This window comes from Aeromonas sp. 600948 (genome assembly GCF_049174875.1).
Taxonomy (GTDB): Bacteria; Pseudomonadota; Gammaproteobacteria; order Enterobacterales; family Aeromonadaceae; genus Aeromonas; species Aeromonas veronii_A.
In genome coordinates this window covers 49,311-69,095 of the sequence record NZ_JAAKTY010000018.1, presented here as the reverse complement: position 1 = coordinate 69,095, position 19,785 = coordinate 49,311, and the positions used below count along the sequence as shown (strand labels likewise).

The window sequence follows — 19,785 nt, the reverse complement described above, 5'->3', positions numbered from 1 at the left end:
TAAAATCAATTGATTGAATATTTGTCTTTGGGTTTTTTAACTCTTTTTGTGTTTTTTTGAAAGGGAATATCCCGTTTGCCGGTTCTATTGCAGGTACCCGGTTGCGACAAATCGGGGATATCAGCAACATCCAACGACATCAAAAGGAACATGAACATGAATGTTAAAAAAAGCACTGCTATCGCCTCCGCCATGACCGGTCTGCTGGCGCTGGGCGCCCAGTTTATCGCGGCACCAGCAATGGCTGCCGATGAAAAGGAGAAGTGCTACGGCGTGGTCAAGGCCAGCAAAAATGACTGTGCGACCAAGAGCAGCTCCTGCGCCGGTACTGCCAAGGAAGATGCTCAGGGTGATGCCTTTGTGGTGATGCCCAAAGGGCTGTGCGAGAAGCTGGTCGGCGGTTCGCTGCAACCCAAGTAAGAGACATCGGGCAGGGGATGGCCAATGGGTCGCCCCCTGCATCTTCTCTGATTGGCGAAAACGAGTCTTGCGATGAACCCTTTGATTGGTATCGGATTACGCACTCCCCATTACGATGAGATCCGGCAAACCCTGCCGGCAGTCGGTTGGCTGGAGGTGCACAGTGAAAATTACTTCGAACGGCACAGTCACGGTTTTCAGGTGCTCGCCGAACTGGCGCAGCACTACCCCGTCAGTCTTCACGGCGTTGGCATGTCCCTCGGTTCTGCAGACCCGCTCGATCCGCACCATCTGCAGCAGTTGTCGACACTGGCTGCGGCGATCAAACCGGTACGGATCTCCGAACATCTCAGCTGGGGCAGCATTGGCGGGCGTTACTTCAACGATCTGCTGCCGGTGCCCTATACCCGAGCCTCCCTGCGCAACATGAGCGACAAGATCCAGCAGGTACAACAGACCCTGGGTTGCCGCATGTTGATTGAAAATCCCTCCTCCTATCTGCAACTGCCCGGGGAGATGAGCGAGTGGGAATTTCTGGCCGAGCTGCAGCAGCGCAGCGAGTGCGGCATTCTGCTCGACCTCAATAATCTCTATGTCAGTGCCTTCAATCACGGTTTCTCTTGCGATGAGTATCTGGCGGCGATCGATCTCGCCACCGTCGGGGAGATCCATCTGGCCGGTTATACCGAGAAGCAGCTGCCGGAAGGCTCCCTCTATATCGATACCCACAGCGCCTCTGTGGTGGCGCCGGTCTGGGAACTATATCGCCAGATCTGCCGCAAGCAGGCCATTCCTACCCTGATTGAGTGGGACCTCGAGATCCCGCCGCTGCCGGTCTTGCTGGCAGAGGCGGCGCAGGCCAGTGCCATTCTGGATGAGGCGCGTGCCATGAGTGCACCACGGGAGGTGGCCCATGGCTGAACTGGCACAGCTGCAACAGCACTTTGCCGATGGTCTGCTGGGGGCGCCTGACGCCATTGCCCCTCACATCAGCTCCCGGCTCTTTTCTGCCGAATCGGTGCTGCAGGTCTATCGCAACCACTTCATCCTGAGCCTTGGCGAGGTGCTGGCGAGCAGTTATCCCGCCGTCAAGACCATGGTCGGGGATGACTTTTTTGCAGCGGCGGCCCGTGGCTTCGTATTGGCCGAGCCGCTCAGGGAAGGGAGCGTCATGCACTATGGCGCCGGATTTGGCCAATGGTTGGCCCGCTTGCCAACAACAACCGGACTGCCCTGGCTGGAGGCGCTGGCGCAGTTCGAATGGCAGCTGGAGCGTGCCAGTCTGCTGCCGCTGGAATCACGCTGCTGGCCAGCCGAGCGTCTGGCCGCATTATCGCCGCAACAATGGGAGTGGCTGCGACTCTTGCCAGCCACGGATCTGCTGCTGGTTGCCAGCGATTATCCGGTGCTGGCCCTGTGGCAGATGGCGCTGCACGGTGGTGAAGCGGTGGAGGTGCTTGATGCCCCCGTCTGGCTGGCATTGAAGAAACAGCCGGATTGCCGGGTTGCGCCCTTGCCCCTGACGGCGGGTGAGTGGGCGCTGCTACAGGGATGTCTCGCTGGTACGGCGCTGGTCGATTTGCTTGCGGCCGACCCTGCGGCTAGTGAACATCTCACTCGCCTGATAACCCTTGGTCTGCTGGTGGATATGGAGGTAATGCCATGATGGCAAACAAATGGCTGGCGCTGGCCAGCTCGAGTGGTGATTTGCCGCGCTGGAGCAGTGCCGGTGTGCTGTTGCTGGCGCGGCTGTGGGTCGCGTCGGTCTTTGTCACCTCAGGCTGGCTCAAATTGACGGCGTGGGATTCAACCCTCTATCTGTTTGAATCCGAGTATCAGGTTCCCCTGTTGCCCTGGTTGTGGGCTGCCTATCTGGGTACGGCGACCGAGCTGCTGCTGCCGCTCTTCCTGCTGGCAGGGCTTTTTACTCGCCCGGCCGCCTTGCTGCTGTTTGGCTTCAATATCATGGCGGTGATCTCCTACCCGACCCTCTGGGCGGGTGGCTTTTACGATCACCAGCTGTGGGGCTGGATGCTGCTGACCCTGATCATCTGGGGCGGCGGTGTGCTGAGCCTGGATCACTGGCTGACACGTCGCAGCCATTGATTTATCAGTGATTTCCCCAATGACAAAGAGCGCCACAAGGCGCTCTTTGTCATAATGACGGCCGGCGAAATTTCCCATGAGAGAAAAGGAGCAGCCAATGATTATTCGTCAGGCAAGGGCCGCAGATATTCCCGCACTGGTGGCGCTGCGCATGGAGCTGTTTTGTGAGGTCGGTGAGCTGGTGACGCCGCAGGCAGACCCGGCCTTGTGGCAGGCCACCCTTGACTATTTCACCCGGGCGATGAGTGAAGAGAGTGCTTTATCCTGGCTGGCTGAGGCCGATACGCAAGAGGGCGGCAAACAGATCGTGGCGGCAGGGACGCTGGCATTGTTTGTACGGCCGCCCTATCCCGGCAATCTGGCGGGGATGGAGGGGTATCTGCTCAATATGTATACGCGGCCACAATGGCGCCAGCAGGGGAGCGCCACGGCGCTGCTCGATGCCATAACGGCCTTCGCCAGATCGCGTCAGCTGGGCAAGGTGTGGCTCCATGCCAGCGAGCAGGGGCGCCCTCTCTATGAGCGGATCGGCTTTGTCGCCAATCCGGCCTATCTGGAGTGGGACCTGGCACCTTAATCGATGGGCCCCCGTTATCTCTATGGTTTCTCGTCTAAAGTTCATGCAGATGTGACGTAGTTGTAACCAGGTAATAGAGGGGCAGGGCAGATGTTCAACTTCAAACTCAAAGCGGAATTACAAGCGTGTCAAATGCAGTTGGCCCAGGCCCAGGCATTTATTGATGCAGTAAAAGTCGGTGTCGCTACCATCAGTTTCACTCCAAGCGGCGAGATCCTCGAGGCGAACCCGCTGTTTCTGAATGTGGTGGGCTATAGCGAGCAGGAGGTGATTGGTAAACACCACCGGATTTTTTGTGATGCCCACTACGTCCAGTCATCCTCCTACGCCCAGTTTTGGGAACAGCTTCGTCAGGGGCATAGCCACAGTGGCACTTACCAACGCTTTGATAAACAGGGTCGGGAGTTGTGGCTGGAGGCTACCTACTTCCCGGTCAAGGTTGAGGGCAAGGTGGTCAGGGTCGTCAAGATAGCCTCCGATATCACCGAGAGTTATCAGCAGTTGAGTCGTCAGAAAGCGATCATCTCGGCACTCGATCGGGCGCTCGCCATTATCGAGTTCACCCCCAAGGGGGAGATTGTGACGGCCAATCAGAATTTCCTCTCCTGCGTCGGTTACTCCCTTTCGCAGCTCAAGGGGCAGCATCACAGGCTGTTTTGCGATGAGAGCTTCTATCGCGAGCAACCCCACTTCTGGGACGATCTGGCCCACGGCCAGCTCAAGTCTGGGCTGTTCAGTCGCCGTGACAGCCACGGCAACGAGATCTGGCTGGAGGCTACCTACAACCCCATCAAGGATGAGAGCGGCAAGGTGGTCAAGGTGATCAAGTTTGCCAGTGAGGTGACAGAGCGGATCAAGCGCGCCCAGGCAGTGAGCGAGGCGGCCAACATAGCCCAGACCATTTCGCAGGAGACCACCCGCTTTGCCGAAACTGGGTCTGAGCTGTTGGCGGCATCGGTTGCCATCTCCAGCGCCATTTCCGAACAGGTGAGTCGCACTTCCGGCCTGATTGGCCAGCTCAATGAGCAGTCGAAAAGCATTGAAGCCATTGTCTCGACCATCAGCAGCATTGCCGAGCAGACCAATCTGCTGGCCCTGAACGCAGCCATCGAGGCTGCCCGGGCCGGCGATCAGGGGCGCGGCTTTGCGGTGGTGGCCGACGAGGTACGTCAGTTGGCTGCGCGCACCTCCCTCTCGACCGGCGAGATCGCCAGCGTGGTTCAGAAAAATCGCGAACTGACGGCCCAGATCACCGGCAACATCAATGAGGTGGCCACCAGCGCCCAGCGTGGCAAGGAGCAGATCGGCGAGGTGAGTGGCGTGATGGCACAGATAGAGCAGGGTGCCATCAATGTGACCGAGACAGTCTCCAATCTGGCCATCGGCTCCTGACGGTTATTGATTGTTGAACGAGGCACCGATCGGATGATAATCCCATCGGTGCTTATTTATTGCGCACTTGATATGCCAATCTGAACCCCTCCTGTATCGTCCCGCCATTGTGAATTGTCCTCTTCTGGCCCCTTGATTAGGCTTGCCGCCTCATTTATTTCAGAGCAGGAACAGAACACGATGGCATTACAACAGAAGGGGCGGGCAATGGCCCTGCTGGTTATGGTCGCGAGCATGGGTCTGGGCGGCTGTATGGGGCAGATGGGGCTTTCCGGCATGGTCACCAAGGGCAACCTGAGCGTGGTGGATAATCGCTACGCTCGTGCCGGGGTTTTTATGCTGCTCTCCCCTGTCTACGGTCTGGCCGCGACCGCTGACCTGTTTGTGTTCAATACCATCGAGTTCTGGTCTGGCAAGAACCCTATCACCGGCAAATCTCCGGCTGTGGTGGACATGAAGGCCAATCCGGTGATCAAGGTGAACCAGCATCTGGATCCGGCCCTCAAGAAGGTGCCGCTGGCCATGCTGCCACAAGGGGTGCGCGAGGTGGAGATCAGCTACCCGGACGAGCATACCGCCCAGATGGAGGTGCACTATCTGGATGGCCGCCGCAGCATGATGCGTGGCGAGAAGCGTGGCGAGTTGATGGATATCTACTTCGATGGCCGCTTTGTCTCTACCCTGAGCCGTGCGGAGCTGGAGCAGATGAGCGAGAACGCCCGCACGGCGGCCTGATCATCAGTGCCTATGCCGACAGGAACGCCCCGCAACAGCGGGGCGTTTTGCATTGGGTCTAGTCGGGCTGCTTGCGATGGGGCGGGGTGAGGATCAGCCCCAGCAGGCGGCGCAGGTGGGTGAGCTGCTCGGTCAGCTGGACGTTGAGCCAGAGGTAACCATTGATGGCCGCCTCTGCGTTGGGCGGCAGCGATACCTGGGTCGCCACCTCGTGCAGGCGAGCGATGGCGGCATCCGCGCCACGCCCGTCACCGGTTTGCATCATCAGGGCAAGCTGGTTGATCGCCTCCTCGGTGGCCAGATGGCAGGCTTGCAGCGCAGCCGTGCTCTGCATCAGGAAGTGGCTCTCCCGATCGTTCCAGTAGGTGTTGGCCAGCATCTCAAGAGTGCAGAGGGTGTTGCGCATGGTGACCTGCACCGCATCAAACAGGGCGACGCTGTGGCGCGTCTCCTTGGCCGCCGGGGCCAGCAGGGCCCGCAGTTTGCCGGTCTGGGCCAACAGCTGGGAGAGATTGTGCTTGAGGCGTGGGCGCTCCAGCACATTGGGGGAGAGGTGAGTGTGATAGAGCCGCCCCGACTGCTGCAGGATCTGGTGCAGTTGCAGCCGCCAGTGGCTGTAGGCCCGCTGGGGATAGATGCTGCAAAAGAGCAGCGCCAGCAGTGAGCCCAGGATCACGTCGGCACTGCGCCACAGCGCCGTCTCTATATCCCCCGGCATGGCCCCCATGGTGACCCCCAGGGTGATGCCGATCAGCAGCCCCACATAGGGGCGCTTGCCGAGGGCCAGATAGCCGCAGAGAAACATGATGCAGCCGCACCAGATCAGGGTAAGCGGTAGCGAGTAGATCTCGAGATAGAGCGCCACCACCCCGCAACTGGCGCCGAAGATGGTGCCCACCACCCGCTGCAGGGCCCGTGAGAGCACATTGCCCCAAAACGAGATGGGGCCCATCACCACCACCAAGGTTATCAGCGGCCAGGTGCTCTCCGGCAGTTTCAGCTCGCGGGTCAGCAGAAAGGTGAGCATAAAGGCGAGCGCAATGCGCAAGCCATGGACGATCCGGTAGCGGCCATAGACCAGCAGATCGAGTCGGGAGAGGGGGGCATCAAGACGCACGGTCTGCCTCCTGTCAGGTGGGGGACGGGGCGCCGTGCATCCGGCCAACGCCCCGTCGGGATTCAGGCCAGTCGTCCCTGCAGGGGGTGGATCCAGACCCGCTCGCCAATGGCGATCCCGGGTTGATCCGGTACGATTTCGATCAGGCAGTTGGCATCGGCCATGGAGCTGAGAATGCCGGAGCCCTGTGGCCCTGTGGTGCGCACCCTCAGCTGGCCGTTACGGTCCTGATGAAAGATGCCGCGCAGAAACTCGGTGCGCCCCGGGCGGCTCTTCATCTTCTCGTCCGCCAGAGCCGAGAGACGCAGCGGCTGCCACCGCTTGCCTTGCAAGCGGGCGATGGCGGGCTCGACAAATTGCAGCACACAGATCATCGCCGCTACCGGATTGCCCGGCAGGCCGAAGAAGGGGGTCTGCCCCAGCTTGCCAAAGGCGAGCGGGCGGCCCGGCCGCATCTGGATGCGCCAGAAATCGATCTGGCCGAGCTCCGCCAGCACCAGCTTGATAAAGTCGGCGTTGCCTACCGAGACCCCACCCGAGCTCAACACCAGATCGGCGCTGGCGGCGGCCTGCTCCAGCTGCTGGCGCAGGATGGTCTTGTCATCGGGAATGATGCCAAGGTCCATCACCTCGCAACCGGCGGCGCGGATAAGGGCCATCAGGGTGAAGCGATTGCTGTCGAAGATGTGGCCGGGGGCGAGCTGCTCGCCCGGCGCCTGCACCTCGTCACCGGTACTGAACAGCGCCACTTTCAGCGGGGTGCGCACTGTGAGACTGGCTTGACCGAGTGATGCCGCCAGCCCCAGCTGGGGGGCACCCAGCCAGGTACCGGCCGGGATGGCGACCGCCCCCTTGGCGAGATCTTCACCGGCCAGGCGCACATTCTGTCCTGCGCGGATCGGTGCGGTGACGGTGACCCACTCACCTTCAATATGCGTCTCTTCCCGCATCACCACAGTATCCACTCCGGGGGGCAGCGGGGCGCCGGTCATGATCTGCACCGCCTGACCGGCCAGCACAGGCTCGTGGCGCTGCTGGCCCGCCAGCACTTCCCCCACCAGTTGCCAGCGACCGGCGGCGAGATCGTCGCTGCGAAGGCCAATACCATCCATCGCCGAGTTGGCATGGGGCGGCACATTGATGGGGCTTATCAAATCGGCGGCCAGCACGGCGCCGTGGCATTGGGCCAACGGTTTGTCGCTGCAGGCCGTGCTCGGGGTGAGGGCCGCCAGAATGGCGTTGCGGGCCGCCTCGACCGACAAAAAGCCGTTGCCAGCCTCCTGCTCGCGACTCTGGCAGCCGTCAAGCCAGCTACAGACGAAGTCGGCGATAGCCGCCAGATCGTTGATATCGAGGCGGGGCAGGCTTGTCTGCTGTTGTTCGCCACTCTGTTGGGGCTGATCGCTGGCCAGCGCGATGATGTCGCTGTCTTCGGGGAAGAGCAGCGGCTTGCCAATCTCGGCGCGGTGCAGCTCGATTTTCGGGAAGTGCTCGTGCTTGAACCCCTCGACCAAGAGCAGATCGAGCTCTGTCTGATCGAAGCTGGCCAGCAACTGGCGAAAATCGGCTTCGGCCAGCTCGGTCTCGCCGTGCGTTGTTTCAGTAATGCGAGCATGACGACGGCGGGAGGCAACCATCATCTGCTGGGCACCCGCCTTGCGCAGGCGGTAGCTGTCTTTGCCCGGCTGGTCGATATCAAAGTCGTGGTGGGCGTGCTTGAGCACCCCGATGCGCAGGCCGCGATCCACCAGCAGGGGGATCAACTGCTCCAGCAAGGTGGTCTTGCCGGTGCCGCTCCAGGCGGCGAAGCCGAGCAGGGGAAGAGTGGGGGCCGGGGTCATGAGGTGACTCCTTGTTGGGGGTCGATAGCCGTGGCGAGCAGACGGGCCTCGTAGGCGGCCAGCTCGGCAGGGCTGTTGAGATTGATAAAGGCATCCGGCTGATCGGCAAAGCTCACCACAGCCATATTGTGGCGGGCAAACCAGATATCGATTTTGCGCTCCCCCTCTGCCAGTGCGGCGGTGAGGGAGGGGAGCAGGGATTTGTGCAGCAGGGCCACCACGGGTTGCAACCAGTCGCCGTCGTGGGCCACTACCAGCTCGGTCTGTGGGGTCAGGGCGGCGCGAAAGCGGCTCAGCAGATCCAGCGGCAGGGCGGGGCCGTCGCAGGGGACAAACAGCACCCAGTCGTGACGGGCGGCAGCAAGGCCCGCCTGCATGCCCGCCAGCGGGCCGAGATAGTCGTTGTTGTCATCGCTGATGACCGGAGCCAGCGTCTGATAGCGGGCCTGACTGCGGTTGGCGTTGATCAGCACCTCATCCACCTGGGGGCGCAGGCGCGCCAAAACATGGTCGATAAGAGGGCGTCCTGCCAGCTCCACCCATCCCTTGTCTTCGCCCCCCATCCGGGTGGCGCGGCCGCCGGCGAGGATCACTGCCGACACGGGAAAAGGGCTAGAGGGGGATTCGCTTTTTGAAGTCATGTCGCTCGATGATTTTTAAAGGGGTCGTCTCTTGCAGCTGGCCACGGGCGAGGGTCCATTGCCGCTCGCACAGGGAGGTCAATGCGTTGCTCTGGTGGCTGATGACGACCAGGCCGCTGCCATGTTCCCGCAGATCTTGCGCCAATGCGGCCATCAGGGCAACCGAATGTGTGTCGAGATTGGCGGTGGGCTCATCCATCAGCAGAAAGGCCGGTTGCAGCGCCCAGGCGCGGGCCATCGCCAGCCGTTGCCGTTCGCCACCGGACAAAATGCTGATGTGCTCCCGCGCCAGCCCCTCCAGCTCGACCCGGCGCAGCGCCTCGAACACCCGGATCTCGCTGCCGAGTTGTTTATCGAGCGCCCAGGCCACGTTGTCGTGCACTGTGCGATCGAACAGATAGGGGGTCTGGTGCAGATAGGTGACCCGGCCCGGCCCCAGATCCCGCTTGAGCAGCCGGTTGAGCCGCTGTTGCCAGCGTCCCGGCAGATTGGTGTGGCCGCGTGTGGGTGCCAGCAGCCCCGCCAGGATCTTGAGCAGAGTGGTCTTGCCCACCCCGTTGGCTCCATGCAGCCAGATGGCATCCCCTGGTGCGATGGCGAGCCGGTCAATCTCGAACAGCTGGCGCTCGCCAAAGCGCATCGTCAGCTGGTGGGCGGTCAGAGCCATGGGGTACTCCTGTTGATACGCAGTGGGGGCATGGTCAGTTCTTCAGATAGCTGTGGCCGCGACACGCCGTCAGCAGCAGGTTGAGCAAGAGGGCGAGGGTGAGCAGCACTATGCCGAGCGCCACTCCTTGGGTGAAGGCCCCTTTCTGGGTCTCCAGTGCGATGGCGGTGGGGATATTGCGGGTAAAGTGCAGGATATTGCCCCCCACCATCATGGAGCAGCCCACCTCGGTGACGATGCGGCTGAAGGCGCCGATGATGGCGGCCAGCAGGCCAAAGCGGCACTCGTGCATCAGGCCGATCAGCGCCTTGGGCCAGGAGACCCCCAGGGTCAGGGCTGTCTCCCAGGCACGCCGGTCGCTCTGGACAAACGCCGCGTGGGCCATGGTGGCGATCACCGGGAAGGCGATCAGCATCTGCCCCACCACCATCGCCTGCTGAGTAAAGAGCAGCTTCCAGTCGCCAAAAGGGCCGGCCCGCGACAGCAGCATGTAGAGCAAGAGGCCAATCACCACGGTCGGCACCGATTGCAGGGTATTGATGCAGGAGAGCCAGAGCCAGCGGCCGGGCAGCGGCAGATAGGCCAGCGCAAAGCCCAGCAGCAAGGCGGGCAGCAGCACCAGCAGCAGGGCGATGCAGGAGACGGAGAAGGAGACCCCCACCACCTGCCACAGTTCAGTGTCACCACTGAACAGCAGGGCGAGGGCTGCTAATGTCGTGTCGATCAATGTCGGCATCAGACCTCTCTCTCATAGTGCAGGGCGAGGGCCGTCAATAAGGTCGTGTCGAGCAGGGTCGGCATCAGGCGCCTCCCTCAGCGAACCGGGGGAGGGCCATCAAGGTCATCGCAGGGGTCGGGGTTGCCATTATTTCCCGTTGGCATCCGCCACAAACAGCGCTTGACCGGCTACCTTGAAGTCGCCGATCAACTTCTGGCCATGCTCGGAGACCAGCCAGTTCTTCAGGGTGCGCGCCCCTTCGGTGTTGAGGTCCGGGTAGCGCTTGGGGTTGACCAGGATCACCTGATAGGGGTTGAACAGGCGCTTGTCACCCTCCAGCAGCACGGCGAGATCCAGCTTGCTCTGGTAGGCGAGCCAGGTGCCGCGGTCGGTCAGGGTGTAGGCACCGAGCTCCGAGGCCATGGTCAGGGTCGGGCCCATCCCCTGGCCGATGGATTTGTAACCGGCAAACTCGGGTTTAACGTCTGCGGCTTGCCACAGGGTCTTCTCCTTGATGTGGGTGCCGGACTCGTCACCGCGGGAGATAAAGGTCTGGCCCTGTTCCTTGATGGCTTGCAGCCCCTTGGCCGCGTCGTGCAATTTAGCCAGACCCGCCGGGTCTTTCGCCGGGCCGACGATAACGAAGTCGTTGTACATCAGGTGTACCGGCTCGATGCCAAAGCCCGCATCGACGAACTTCTTCTCGGCAGAGGGGGCGTGGGTCATCACCAGATCCGCGTCGCCATTCTCGCCCATCTTCAGGCTCTGGCCGGTACCGGCCGCCATTACCTGCACCGGATAACCAGTCTCCTTGGTGAACTGGGGCAGCAGCCAGCCCAGCAGACCGGACTGCTCGGTGCTGGTGGTGGTGGCGAGGCGGATCGGCGCTTTTGTGGCATTAGTATCCGCTTCGGCGTGGGCCGCACCGGCGATCAGCAGGCTGGTGGCGAGGGAGAGGGCAAAACGTTTGAGGCTGGTTTTTATCGTCATCGTGATGCAACTTTTTTCAGGGTGGCTGAGGAGAGGGCAAGAGTAAGCAAGCAGGGTGCCAAACTGTTCCTTTGCTGCTGCATTCACGGTTTGCCGTTTAAAAACAGAAGCTTATTAGAATCAATTAGGTGAGCTTGTTATCGCTTTTAATAATTGGTGTTGGTGATTTTGCTGCGGGAAGGACAAAATGTCCCACAAAGGTTCCGGTTATCGGGACATTCTTCGACCTTACCTGTATTCGAGGTACTTTTTTCCATGACAGCCTCTCCCGGTCTCTGGTCTGCCCTCTCCCTGCTTATCGTTGACGATGAGCCCGGCATGCGCAGCTTTCTGGCCAAGGCGCTGGCCAAGCGTTTCGCCCAGATAGAGACAGCCGCCAGTGTGGAGGAGGCGGAAGCCTTGCGCTGCCGCCTTCACTTCGATCTCATCATCGCCGATATCCGGATGCCGGGACGCTCCGGTATCGAGTGGCACGAGGCTATCGAGCCCGGCACCCGTCGCAGCGACATCATCTTCATGACCGGTTTTGGCGACATGGAGACCGCCCTCAAGGCGCTGCGCCTCGGCGCCAGCGACTTTATCCTCAAGCCCTTCAACCTGGAGCAGATGGTGCAGGCGGTGGACAGGGTCATCGAGCGCCGTCAGATGGAGCGGGAGAACCTGTTGTTGCGTCGGGAGGTGAGCAAGCTGTTCCCGCCCACCCTGATCGGCGACAGTGCCAAGACCCGCGAGCTCAAGACCCTGATCGCCAGGGTCGCCCCCTCCAATGCCGCCGTATTGGTGGAGGGGGAATCCGGCACCGGCAAGGAGCTGGTGGCCCGCGCCCTGCATCAGCTCTCCGGCCGGGTGGGGGCCTTTGTGCCCCTCAACTGCGCCTCTATCGCCCCGGAACTGCTGGAAAGCGAGCTGTTTGGCCATGTGCAGGGGGCCTTTACCGGCGCCCGCAAGGGGCGTGACGGCCTGTTCCGGGTCGCTCATCAGGGGACGCTCTTCTTGGACGAGATCGGCGAGATGCCCCTTGCCATGCAGGCTTCCCTGCTGCGGGCGCTGGAGCAGAAGGCCATCCGCCCGGTGGGGGCAGAGCGCGAATTGTCGGTGGATGTGCGCATCGTCGCCGCCACCAATCGCAACCTCAAGGCCGAGGTGGAGGCGGGCCGCTTTCGCGAAGATCTCTTCTATCGCCTCAACGTGGTGGCGCTGCCGGTCGCCCCCTTGCGGGATCGCATCGACGACATCCCCGCGCTGGTACACCACTTTACCCGCCAGCTCACCGCCGAGATGGGGATGGGCTCCTTGAGCTGGACCCACGAGGATGTGGTGGCGATGCAGGCCTATCCCTGGCCCGGCAACGTGCGCGAGCTGCGCAACCTCATTGAGCGCTGCCTGCTGCTGGGCAAGCCGCCCGCTGAATATTGGCAGAGCGTCAAGCCTGCCGAAGCCGGCGGGAGCGAGGCGGGCTACCCGCTGGAGTGGCCATTGGCGGAAGTGGAGAAGGCTCATATTCTGCAAGTGGTGGCGAGCCATGATGGCAACAAGTCGGCCGCCTCCCGGGTGCTCGGGGTGGCGCGCAAGACGCTGGATCGCAAGTTCAAGGAGTGGGCCATCGAATGATAAAGGGTGATCGGATGGGGTGGCGATGAAACTGACTCTGCTCCCCCGCTGCGTGCGAACCAAAGTGCGCTGGCGCCTGCTGTTGCTCACCTCGGTACCCATCATGCTCACCCTGGCGGGCATGATAGGGCTCACCCTTTACTGGACCCTCACCTACAGCTGGCAGAACCTGCTCACCACGGTGCGCAGCGACCTTGGCGTCGCCCATCATGCGGTCAGCGTGCAGCAGCAGCGTCAGGCCGAGCACCTCGAACATCTTCGGGATGCCTGGGCTTTTCAGCTGCGGCTGCGTGAGTCACCAACCCGGCTGGACGAGTGGGTGATGCCGCTGGCTGCCAACTATGGTCTCGATTTTCTGCGCCTGCGCAGCGGCGCCGAGCTTCAGGCTCTGACGGCGCAGGAGCTGACGACCCTGAGTGCCGGACGCAGCGTCAGTCACTTCGTGGTCTGGTCGCAGCAGGAGATGCTCGCCCTCTCCCCGCAACTGGCCAAGCGGGCTGTGCTGTGGCAGCGGGATGGCACCAGGGTGGTGGAGAACAGGGGATTGATCAGCCTCTCACTGACCCCTGTGATGGGGCGCGACGGATCCCTTTGGGCAGTGCTGGAGGGGGGGGAGCTGATTAACGGCAGCACCCGGCTGGTGGATGAGATCAAGGGTCAGGTGTTTGCCAAAAACACCCTGCCAGAGGGGAGCATAGGTACGGTCACCCTGTTTCTCGATGATCTGCGGGTGAGCACCAATGTGCCGGTCAGCAGCAGCCGTCAGGTTGGCCGGGCGGTGGGCACCCGGGTCTCGCCACCGGTGCGCGAACAGGTGCTGGGGCAGGGGGATATCTGGATAGACCGCGCTTTCGTCCACGACGCCTGGTATGTCTCTGGCTACGAGCCGCTGCTGGGGGCCAGGGGCGAACGGCTCGGCATGCTCTATGTCGGCTTTCTCGAGTGGCCCATCATCCGCACCTACCTCACCAATCTGGTGGAGCTGGGCTCCGGCGTGGTGCTGCTGTTGCTGCTCTCCGGCCTGCTGGTCTATCGCGGCGCGCGGGATCTCTTCACCCCCATCGAGCGGATGCACAAGGTGGTGCGGCAGGTGCAGGCCGGGGAGTCGGCCCGCATCGGCCCGCTGGCCCTCGACCCCGATCACGAGCTGGCCCAACTCGGTCGCCAGTTTGACGCCATGCTGGACAGGCAAGAAGCGCACCAGCAGCAGATGGCTCGCAGCGCCGACGAACTGGAGCAGAAGGTGGCCGAGCGCACCCAAAGCCTCGAGCTCAAGACTGCCGAGCTGGAAGATCATATTCATATGCTGACCGAGGCGCGCCAGCAGCTGCTGATCAGCGAGAAGCTGGCGGCTCTCGGCGAGCTCTCCGCCGGGGTTGCCCACGAGATCAACAACCCCTTGGCGGTGATCCTCGGCAATGTGGAGCTGATGAAGCTGGATCTGGGGGAAGCGGCCGAGCCGGTGCGCGAAGAGCTGGCGCTGGTGCTGGCCCAGATCGAGCGCATCCGCACCATCACCCGCAGCCTGCTGCAATACTCTCGCCCCGGCGACTACGAGACGGCGCCGGTGTGGCAGCACCTCAACCCCATCATTGAGGAGAGCCTGACTCTGGTGCGTTCCGCCCTGCGCCAGCAGCAGGTGGAGCTGGTGGCCGATCTCAGGGCCCTGCAGCCCATCGAGGCGGATCGCCAGCAGCTGTTGCAGGTGCTGATCAACCTCCTGGTCAATGCCAGTCACGCGCTGGGGGAGCAGGGGGAGATCCGGGTCGAGAGCCGCGACTGGGTCGATGAACTGAGTCAGTTGCGCGGGGCCGAGGTGCGGGTGATCGATAACGGCAGCGGCATCGAAGCGGCGATTATCGACAAGATCTTCGACCCCTTCTTCACCACCCGCGCTACCGGCACCGGGCTGGGGCTGGCCCTGAGTCACCGCATTATCAGTCGCTGGGGTGGGGAGCTGTTGGTGGACTCCACCCCGGGGCAGGGGAGCTGCTTTACCGTGCGGCTGCGCAGCCACGCCCTGCTGCCCAGCGGCAGCGAGCCCGCGAAACTGGAAGGGTGGCGCATCGCCCTCAATGCCGAGGGGCGTGAGACAAGCGATTGATGCTGTTATAAAAAGGCCCGTTATAAAAACAGCCCGTCAACATGGTTGGCGGGCTGTTTTGTCGGTGGGTGAGTGGTTCTTTACTGCGGGCTCCACACCAGCTTGCCGCTCTGGGTCAGGTCATAGCCGCCGAGGCGGGCCGCCAGCTCGCGCCCCTCGGGGGATTGCAGCCAGCCGATCAGCTGTTGCAGCAGGGTGCGAAAGAAGACCCCCTGCGGCATCACCAGATCGAAGCACTCCTGCGACAAGGGCATAAAGCCGAGGCCAAACTCGGTGGCGGTGCTCTGGGCGCCGGGCCCGACATCCGCATCGCCGCGGCTGATGGCGGCGGCCAGTTCCCGCTCGCTGTTGACCTCGAGGGTGCGCTCCAGCCGGGTCAGCGACTCGCCTTGCGTTTGCAGCCACTCCTGCAGGGCGCGCTGGCTGCCGGCGCCTTCCTGACGCATGGCCCAGCGCCAGTCGAGCGCCTCTTTCGCCTCCTTGGGTTGCAACCCCTGGCGCAGCACCAGCCCCTGCACCCGGCGAAATCCATGAACGATCACCCATTGCCGGTGGCCCTGATACTGCTGCACCAGCGCCGGGTGGCGCAGGTGCGCCTCCTCGGCCTGCCCCCAGTGGATGGCGCAGAGATCCACATGGCCGCGCGCCAGCATCGCCAGCCCCTGACGGGTGCCGCACGGGGTGTAGCCCACCAGTGCCTGGGTGCCGAGCTGCTGCGCCAAGCGGCTGCTGGCGTAGTGAAGCAGCACGTCGTCCGAGCCTGCCAGCAGCAGCCGGTCGTTCATCACCCCCTCGTGGCAACTGCCGAGCAGCCAGCGGTCGAGCAGGGAGCGGGGAAACAGCCACTTGCCGGTCGCCTTGGTGGCGGGGATGCGCGCCTCGTTGGCGAGCTGGTAGACCTTCTTCTCGTTGAGATCGAGGTATTCCGCCACCTGCTTCACATTCATAAATTCGTTCATGACTTAATCCCGCATCCCGCGACCAGCCGGACTGGGCGCCAGCACCGGCGGCTTCTCGTCCAGCACCATATGGTCGTGGCCGCTGAATACCTCGAAATGGCGCCCCTTGGCGCGGGCAATCATGGTGATGCCGAGCTGGCGGGCCAGATCCAGCCCCATCTGGGTGACGCCGGAGCGCGACAACAGCACTGGAATGCCCATCTGCGCCACCTTGATCACCATCTCCGAGGTGAGTCGCCCTGTGGTGTAGAAGATCTTGTCGTGGCCACTCTCGCCGCGCATCCATAGCTCGCCCGCCAGGGTATCCACCGCATTGTGGCGCCCCACATCCTCGACAAAGGAGAGGATCTCCGCGCCGCGGCAGATGGCGCAGCCATGCACCGCACCCGCCATCTTGTAGGTTTCGTTATGGGCCGACAGCGCCTTGAGCAGGGCGTAGAGGGTGCTCTGTTTAAGCTCGGGCGCCGCCAAGACCACCCCTTCGAGCTTCTTCATCACGCTGCCATACATGGTGCCCTGACCACAGCCGGAAGTGACCGTCTTCTTCTCCAGCGATTTGTCGAGATCTTCAGCCTGCTGGCTGCTCACCACGGCGGCGGCCTCGCTCTCCCAGTCGACGATAACCGACTCGATGGCCGAGATATCCTCGATAAAGCCCTGATTTTTAAGGTAACCCAGCACCAGCGCCTCGGGGCGGGCCCCCAGCGTCATCAGGGTCACTATCTCCTTCCAGTTGAGGTAGACAGTCAGTGGCCGCTCACAGGCGATTTGGCGGGTGTTCATTGTGCCCTGTTCATCCATCACCTCGACGGCCATGGTGAGCTGGGCTGCTGCATTGCTTTTGATAAAGGTCGGTGTCATGGGCCCCTCGCGACCGGTTGCCGGGATCTAAGGGGAGGTATACAGCAAGTTTTGTTCCAGATTGTTTTTGGTTTATGAGCATCCATAGATGGCAAATGATCAAAATGAAGCTCATTACATCATGATTGAAATGTGAATTGTTAAATATGTGCAGCATCTTGAATAAACTTATCTGGACAAAAGCTATTTATTTTATAACCATAGCAATGGGGTGCCAATTTACTATTAAGTACAGAGTATTAAGTTTATGAGAGGGATAGGATGGGATATTTAGTAGAAATTATTAAAGCATTGGCATGGCCTGTGTCTATTATTTGGCTTGGTTATTTATTTCGAAGTGAAGTTCGGATGTTGTTGGGAAGGCTAACTGTTTTAAAGCATGGAGAAACAGAAATCAGTTTTTCCAAAAACTTGGAAAAGGCAGAGGAAAAGGCCTTCCAAATTAATGATATCAACGATGTTGATTTGAGAGGTGATACACCTGAGGATATTAATCAGCGGGATTTATTATACAAGATTGCAGAGATTTCACCTCGAGCTGCAATTGTTGAAGCATGGACGTTAATCGAAACCGCAGCAGTTAAAAGTAACTTGGTCATGGGGAGCACATTCAAAAGAACAAGTGCAAAATTAATTCAAGACAACCTCATTAGTACGGGTAAATTTGGTAAGGATAGTATTGAGTTGATAAATGAACTTAGGCAATTAAGGAATAAAGCTAGCCATTTGCCTGATTTTGCAATTTCACAAAGTGAAGCAGAGCGCTATTTGGATTTGGCGATTAAAAGTGCACATGCTATAGAAAATTTAGCATCCAAGTGATTTGTAGACTAATTTAGATACCTCAATGTTTATTGAGGTTATAAAAGGGGAATTATGCATAACGACAAACTGATTTTACGTGTTATAGAACTGGCAGGAGGTAAAGATATACTGAATGAACGGTTAGATAAAAAGCTGAATGAAATAAATGAGGCATGGAATCAAAACACTGATTTAATTGGGCGGGTTCTTCGTGCACATCTTTTTGTTGAACACTTCATGACTCGATATATTTTGAGTAAGAGAAATGAATTTGAAAATGAGAGTGTTGAACGAGCATCATTTGCTAGAAAAGTAGATTTGATAGAAAGATGTGATGTTATAGTTTTAAATGAATTGATTCCCGGAGTTAGAAAGCTTAACAAAATAAGGAATAAGCTTGCGCATAATCTATTCATTGAGCTTGATTCTGAATCAATAGATGAATTTTATAAATCAAGTTCTTTTTGGTCATTAAGAATTGAATTGGCAAAGCCGAAAGTTCCTTCAATGGAACCGGTTGCTGTAATAGAGGATTTTGCTAAGCATGTCGGAGTATGTATTGATGAGATACTTGATCCTGCTTCATTGTCTAAATTTTTTTCACAAGCATTATCAGAACAAAAAAATTTGTAATATGTATTTAAATGTAATTATTTACCTTGTATGAAATATTGGATGCTGGCTAAATCCTAGGTTGGTGCTGAACGAAATGAAGCCCAACGTTTACCGCGTGATCTTGTTGATATAGGCAATTATCTGACCACTCGGTTATTGCCAACATCAAGCTGGATAGGGATGTGGGAAAATTGGTTTTACGCGGCATGTTGGGCTTCGCTGTGCTCTGCACCAACCTACGCTCAGTGCCAACCCGCATCAAAGTCCCCATCAACCACCAAACCTGCCTTGGCCCCACTCTTGCTAAGTCTTATCCCATTGATGGCCGTGGCCGCCCTGAATGTTCTGCTCTGATCTGCCCCGAACGGGGTGGCGCACGGGGGAGGGCGGCCCGGCAGAGACCTTCTGATGGGAGCCGTGACAGTGCAAGAGACAACCAATACCTTGCCCCCGCAGCGCTGGCTGCAACTGGAGTTAAAGGCCATCGACAGCCAGGTTGGCCGCTGGCAGAGCCGCCGTTTTGAGATAGCAGCGCTCCACCCCGCTGAACCTGAGGCTGCCGGTGCCTTGCCCCTTACCTTGTTTCGCGATGAGCGGGGGGATTATCGCTTTAATTTGAGCTCCGGCTCGCCCCGCCTGTTTGTCACCGGAAGCCGTGTGGACACTGGCTTTGTGGCTGATGGTCTGACCCTGAGCCAGACTGTGGCCGCTGCCTATATGGATGGCGAGCGGCAGGTGCTCTCCTGCCCGCTGCCCGAGGCGCTGCAAGCCTGGGTGGAGGCCTTTATCGGCCGCCACGGCGAGCTGCTGGAGGCCCGTCGCAAGGGCAAGAAGGGCAAGGGGCGGGCGCAGGATCAGTTGGGTGTCGATAGCCAGGATCAAGCCAGCTGCGGTGCCGTTAAAGCCACCGGCCCCGATGGCCGCGAGCGTGGCAGTGACAGCGGAAATCGCGCCCATGAGTGAGTTCCTCAAACGCTGGTCGTCTCGCAAGAGTGAGGCGCGCAAGCATCAGGTATTGCAGCCACGGGAAGAGGCCATTCCCGAGGCGGTTGCCGCCCCCATCGAAGACAGTGGTGAAGCTGAAACTCCAGATACTGCGCTGGATAGCCCCGTAGTCAGCACTGACAAGGGGAGCTGTGAATCCCTTGCCATTGAGAGGGCCGAGAGTGGCGAACCGCCGCTAACAACAGCCCAGCGGGGCAAGGCCAAACTCCCCGACAAGGAGGCGCTGCGGACTATGTTTCGCAGCCATAAACCGGATGGGCTCGACGACTACACCCAGGATTTCAGCCAGCCGGAATTGCTGCCCGCGGCCCTGACCGCCGGGCTGCGCAACTGGTTGGTGGATCAGGTGATCGCCCTGGAGAGCGAATCGGCCAATCCGGCCAGCGGCTCCGCTGAACCGGTGGCGGTTGCCAGCGAACCTGCCGCCGACGAGCTGGCTGATAACCATTCTCAAACCCACACCGACGATCGGGACATTTTGGTTTCCTCTGGTGGACAAAATGTCCCAACTAAAGGTGGGGGAATGGAACCCTCAGGATCCTGACTCCCTGTCAGTCACTTTTTTCCCGGGGGAGTTGGCTCGCCTCTTGCTCTCTCGGCTTACCAACAAGCGCCCATCCCA

The 19,785-nt window shown here is 60.1% G+C and carries 21 protein-coding genes; 13 read left to right on the top strand and 8 right to left on the bottom strand.

Features of this window, described 5'->3' with window-relative positions; translation table 11 throughout:
- The first annotated feature begins 156 nt into the window (after positions 1-156).
- The 7 genes from G5182_RS15110 (at position 157) to G5182_RS15080 (ending at position 5,230) form a co-directional block, all read left to right on the top strand.
- Positions 157-420, top strand: coding sequence for a DUF2282 domain-containing protein (locus G5182_RS15110; protein WP_005334862.1), 264 nt, complete (start codon positions 157-159; stop codon positions 418-420).
- Between the two features lie 72 nt (positions 421-492).
- Positions 493-1,341 carry a DUF692 domain-containing protein gene (locus G5182_RS15105; RefSeq protein WP_421254498.1) on the top strand — a complete coding sequence of 283 codons (849 nt, stop codon included), beginning with the start codon at positions 493-495 and terminating at the stop codon, positions 1,339-1,341.
- Entirely contained in the window at positions 1,334-2,086 is a 753-nt protein-coding gene (locus tag G5182_RS15100) for a putative DNA-binding domain-containing protein (RefSeq protein ID WP_421254497.1), read from the top strand. Before G5182_RS15105 ends, G5182_RS15100 begins: the two co-directional genes overlap by 8 nt.
- Positions 2,083-2,526, top strand: coding sequence for a DoxX family protein (locus G5182_RS15095; protein ID WP_421236127.1), 444 nt, complete (start codon positions 2,083-2,085; stop codon positions 2,524-2,526). Before G5182_RS15100 ends, G5182_RS15095 begins: the two co-directional genes overlap by 4 nt.
- A 97-nt stretch (positions 2,527-2,623) precedes the next feature.
- Positions 2,624-3,103, top strand: coding sequence for a GNAT family N-acetyltransferase (locus G5182_RS15090; RefSeq protein WP_421254496.1), 480 nt, complete (start codon positions 2,624-2,626; stop codon positions 3,101-3,103).
- Positions 3,104-3,193: 90 nt separating this feature from the next.
- Positions 3,194-4,495, top strand: coding sequence for a methyl-accepting chemotaxis protein (locus G5182_RS15085; RefSeq protein WP_421254495.1), 1,302 nt, complete (start codon positions 3,194-3,196; stop codon positions 4,493-4,495).
- Positions 4,496-4,675: 180 nt separating this feature from the next.
- Positions 4,676-5,230, top strand: coding sequence for a DUF3332 domain-containing protein (locus G5182_RS15080; protein WP_005353791.1), 555 nt, complete (start codon positions 4,676-4,678; stop codon positions 5,228-5,230).
- Positions 5,231-5,288: 58 nt separating this feature from the next.
- Here the strand turns inward: G5182_RS15080 and G5182_RS15075 are convergent, their stop codons facing one another.
- From G5182_RS15075 to G5182_RS15050, 6 genes are all read right to left on the bottom strand, one after another.
- Entirely contained in the window at positions 5,289-6,347 is a 1,059-nt protein-coding gene (locus G5182_RS15075) for an FUSC family protein (RefSeq protein WP_042054492.1), read from the bottom strand.
- Between the two features lie 62 nt (positions 6,348-6,409).
- Entirely contained in the window at positions 6,410-8,188 is a 1,779-nt protein-coding gene (locus tag G5182_RS15070) for a bifunctional molybdopterin-guanine dinucleotide biosynthesis adaptor protein MobB/molybdopterin molybdotransferase MoeA (RefSeq protein WP_421254494.1), read from the bottom strand.
- Positions 8,185-8,829, bottom strand: coding sequence for a molybdenum cofactor guanylyltransferase MobA (gene mobA, locus G5182_RS15065; RefSeq protein WP_421212027.1), 645 nt, complete (start codon positions 8,827-8,829; stop codon positions 8,185-8,187). The genes G5182_RS15070 and mobA overlap by 4 nt, the downstream gene beginning before the upstream one ends.
- Positions 8,801-9,496, bottom strand: a complete 696-nt coding sequence (locus G5182_RS15060; protein WP_421212025.1) for an energy-coupling factor ABC transporter ATP-binding protein — start codon at positions 9,494-9,496, stop codon at positions 8,801-8,803. The genes mobA and G5182_RS15060 overlap by 29 nt, the downstream gene beginning before the upstream one ends.
- Positions 9,497-9,530: 34 nt before the next feature.
- Positions 9,531-10,232 (bottom strand): ABC transporter permease, encoded by a 702-nt coding sequence (locus G5182_RS15055; RefSeq protein ID WP_019446238.1) that lies wholly within the window; start codon positions 10,230-10,232, stop codon positions 9,531-9,533.
- A 129-nt stretch (positions 10,233-10,361) separates the two neighbouring features.
- Entirely contained in the window at positions 10,362-11,204 is an 843-nt protein-coding gene (locus G5182_RS15050) for a substrate-binding domain-containing protein (RefSeq protein WP_421254493.1), read from the bottom strand.
- Between the two features lie 255 nt (positions 11,205-11,459).
- On the opposite strand from G5182_RS15050, the gene G5182_RS15045 reads away from it, so the two are divergent.
- Together G5182_RS15045 and G5182_RS15040 are read left to right on the top strand one after the other, a co-directional pair.
- Positions 11,460-12,815 (top strand): sigma-54-dependent transcriptional regulator, encoded by a 1,356-nt coding sequence (locus G5182_RS15045; RefSeq protein WP_421254492.1) that lies wholly within the window; start codon positions 11,460-11,462, stop codon positions 12,813-12,815.
- 25 nt (positions 12,816-12,840) lie between these two features.
- Complete coding sequence (locus G5182_RS15040; protein ID WP_421254491.1) at positions 12,841-14,919, top strand: sensor histidine kinase; 2,079 nt, start codon at positions 12,841-12,843, stop codon at positions 14,917-14,919.
- A gap of 80 nt (positions 14,920-14,999) precedes the next feature.
- Here G5182_RS15040 and G5182_RS15035 read toward each other — a convergent pair whose 3' ends face one another.
- Both G5182_RS15035 and G5182_RS15030 read right to left on the bottom strand, forming a co-directional pair.
- On the bottom strand, positions 15,000-15,866 hold the full coding sequence (locus tag G5182_RS15035; RefSeq protein WP_013723539.1) for a helix-turn-helix transcriptional regulator: 867 nt from the start codon (positions 15,864-15,866) through the stop codon (positions 15,000-15,002).
- A gap of 15 nt (positions 15,867-15,881) precedes the next feature.
- On the bottom strand, positions 15,882-16,739 hold the full coding sequence (locus tag G5182_RS15030) for a formate dehydrogenase accessory sulfurtransferase FdhD (RefSeq protein ID WP_323968682.1): 858 nt from the start codon (positions 16,737-16,739) through the stop codon (positions 15,882-15,884).
- A 261-nt stretch (positions 16,740-17,000) separates the two neighbouring features.
- On the opposite strand from G5182_RS15030, the gene G5182_RS15025 reads away from it, so the two are divergent.
- From G5182_RS15025 to G5182_RS15010, 4 genes are all read left to right on the top strand, one after another.
- Positions 17,001-17,561, top strand: coding sequence for a DUF4145 domain-containing protein (locus G5182_RS15025; RefSeq protein ID WP_139463448.1), 561 nt, complete (start codon positions 17,001-17,003; stop codon positions 17,559-17,561).
- Between the two features lie 54 nt (positions 17,562-17,615).
- Entirely contained in the window at positions 17,616-18,176 is a 561-nt protein-coding gene (locus G5182_RS15020; protein WP_421254490.1) for a hypothetical protein, read from the top strand.
- A 390-nt stretch (positions 18,177-18,566) separates the two neighbouring features.
- Entirely contained in the window at positions 18,567-19,121 is a 555-nt protein-coding gene (locus G5182_RS15015; RefSeq protein WP_236356184.1) for a DUF3305 domain-containing protein, read from the top strand.
- Positions 19,114-19,707, top strand: coding sequence for a DUF3306 domain-containing protein (locus G5182_RS15010; protein ID WP_421254489.1), 594 nt, complete (start codon positions 19,114-19,116; stop codon positions 19,705-19,707). Before G5182_RS15015 ends, G5182_RS15010 begins: the two co-directional genes overlap by 8 nt.
- The last annotated feature ends 78 nt before the right edge of the window (positions 19,708-19,785 follow it).

Coding starts and splice junctions, on each gene's coding strand:
- G5182_RS15050 (WP_421254493.1), bottom strand. CDS start 11,204: ATGACGATAAAAACCAGCCTCAAACGTTTTGCCCTCTCCCTCGCCACC.
- G5182_RS15080 (WP_005353791.1), top strand. CDS start 4,676: ATGGCATTACAACAGAAGGGGCGGGCAATGGCCCTGCTGGTTATGGTC.
- G5182_RS15030 (WP_323968682.1), bottom strand. CDS start 16,739: ATGACACCGACCTTTATCAAAAGCAATGCAGCAGCCCAGCTCACCATG.
- G5182_RS15090 (WP_421254496.1), top strand. CDS start 2,624: ATGATTATTCGTCAGGCAAGGGCCGCAGATATTCCCGCACTGGTGGCG.
- mobA (WP_421212027.1), bottom strand. CDS start 8,829: ATGACTTCAAAAAGCGAATCCCCCTCTAGCCCTTTTCCCGTGTCGGCA.
- G5182_RS15010 (WP_421254489.1), top strand. CDS start 19,114: ATGAGTGAGTTCCTCAAACGCTGGTCGTCTCGCAAGAGTGAGGCGCGC.
- G5182_RS15025 (WP_139463448.1), top strand. CDS start 17,001: ATGGGATATTTAGTAGAAATTATTAAAGCATTGGCATGGCCTGTGTCT.
- G5182_RS15060 (WP_421212025.1), bottom strand. CDS start 9,496: ATGGCTCTGACCGCCCACCAGCTGACGATGCGCTTTGGCGAGCGCCAG.
- G5182_RS15095 (WP_421236127.1), top strand. CDS start 2,083: ATGATGGCAAACAAATGGCTGGCGCTGGCCAGCTCGAGTGGTGATTTG.
- G5182_RS15105 (WP_421254498.1), top strand. CDS start 493: ATGAACCCTTTGATTGGTATCGGATTACGCACTCCCCATTACGATGAG.
- G5182_RS15035 (WP_013723539.1), bottom strand. CDS start 15,866: ATGAATGTGAAGCAGGTGGCGGAATACCTCGATCTCAACGAGAAGAAG.
- G5182_RS15070 (WP_421254494.1), bottom strand. CDS start 8,188: ATGACCCCGGCCCCCACTCTTCCCCTGCTCGGCTTCGCCGCCTGGAGC.
- G5182_RS15015 (WP_236356184.1), top strand. CDS start 18,567: ATGGGAGCCGTGACAGTGCAAGAGACAACCAATACCTTGCCCCCGCAG.
- G5182_RS15085 (WP_421254495.1), top strand. CDS start 3,194: ATGTTCAACTTCAAACTCAAAGCGGAATTACAAGCGTGTCAAATGCAG.
- G5182_RS15045 (WP_421254492.1), top strand. CDS start 11,460: ATGACAGCCTCTCCCGGTCTCTGGTCTGCCCTCTCCCTGCTTATCGTT.
- G5182_RS15110 (WP_005334862.1), top strand. CDS start 157: ATGAATGTTAAAAAAAGCACTGCTATCGCCTCCGCCATGACCGGTCTG.
- G5182_RS15020 (WP_421254490.1), top strand. CDS start 17,616: ATGCATAACGACAAACTGATTTTACGTGTTATAGAACTGGCAGGAGGT.
- G5182_RS15100 (WP_421254497.1), top strand. CDS start 1,334: ATGGCTGAACTGGCACAGCTGCAACAGCACTTTGCCGATGGTCTGCTG.
- G5182_RS15055 (WP_019446238.1), bottom strand. CDS start 10,232: ATGCCGACATTGATCGACACGACATTAGCAGCCCTCGCCCTGCTGTTC.
- G5182_RS15040 (WP_421254491.1), top strand. CDS start 12,841: ATGAAACTGACTCTGCTCCCCCGCTGCGTGCGAACCAAAGTGCGCTGG.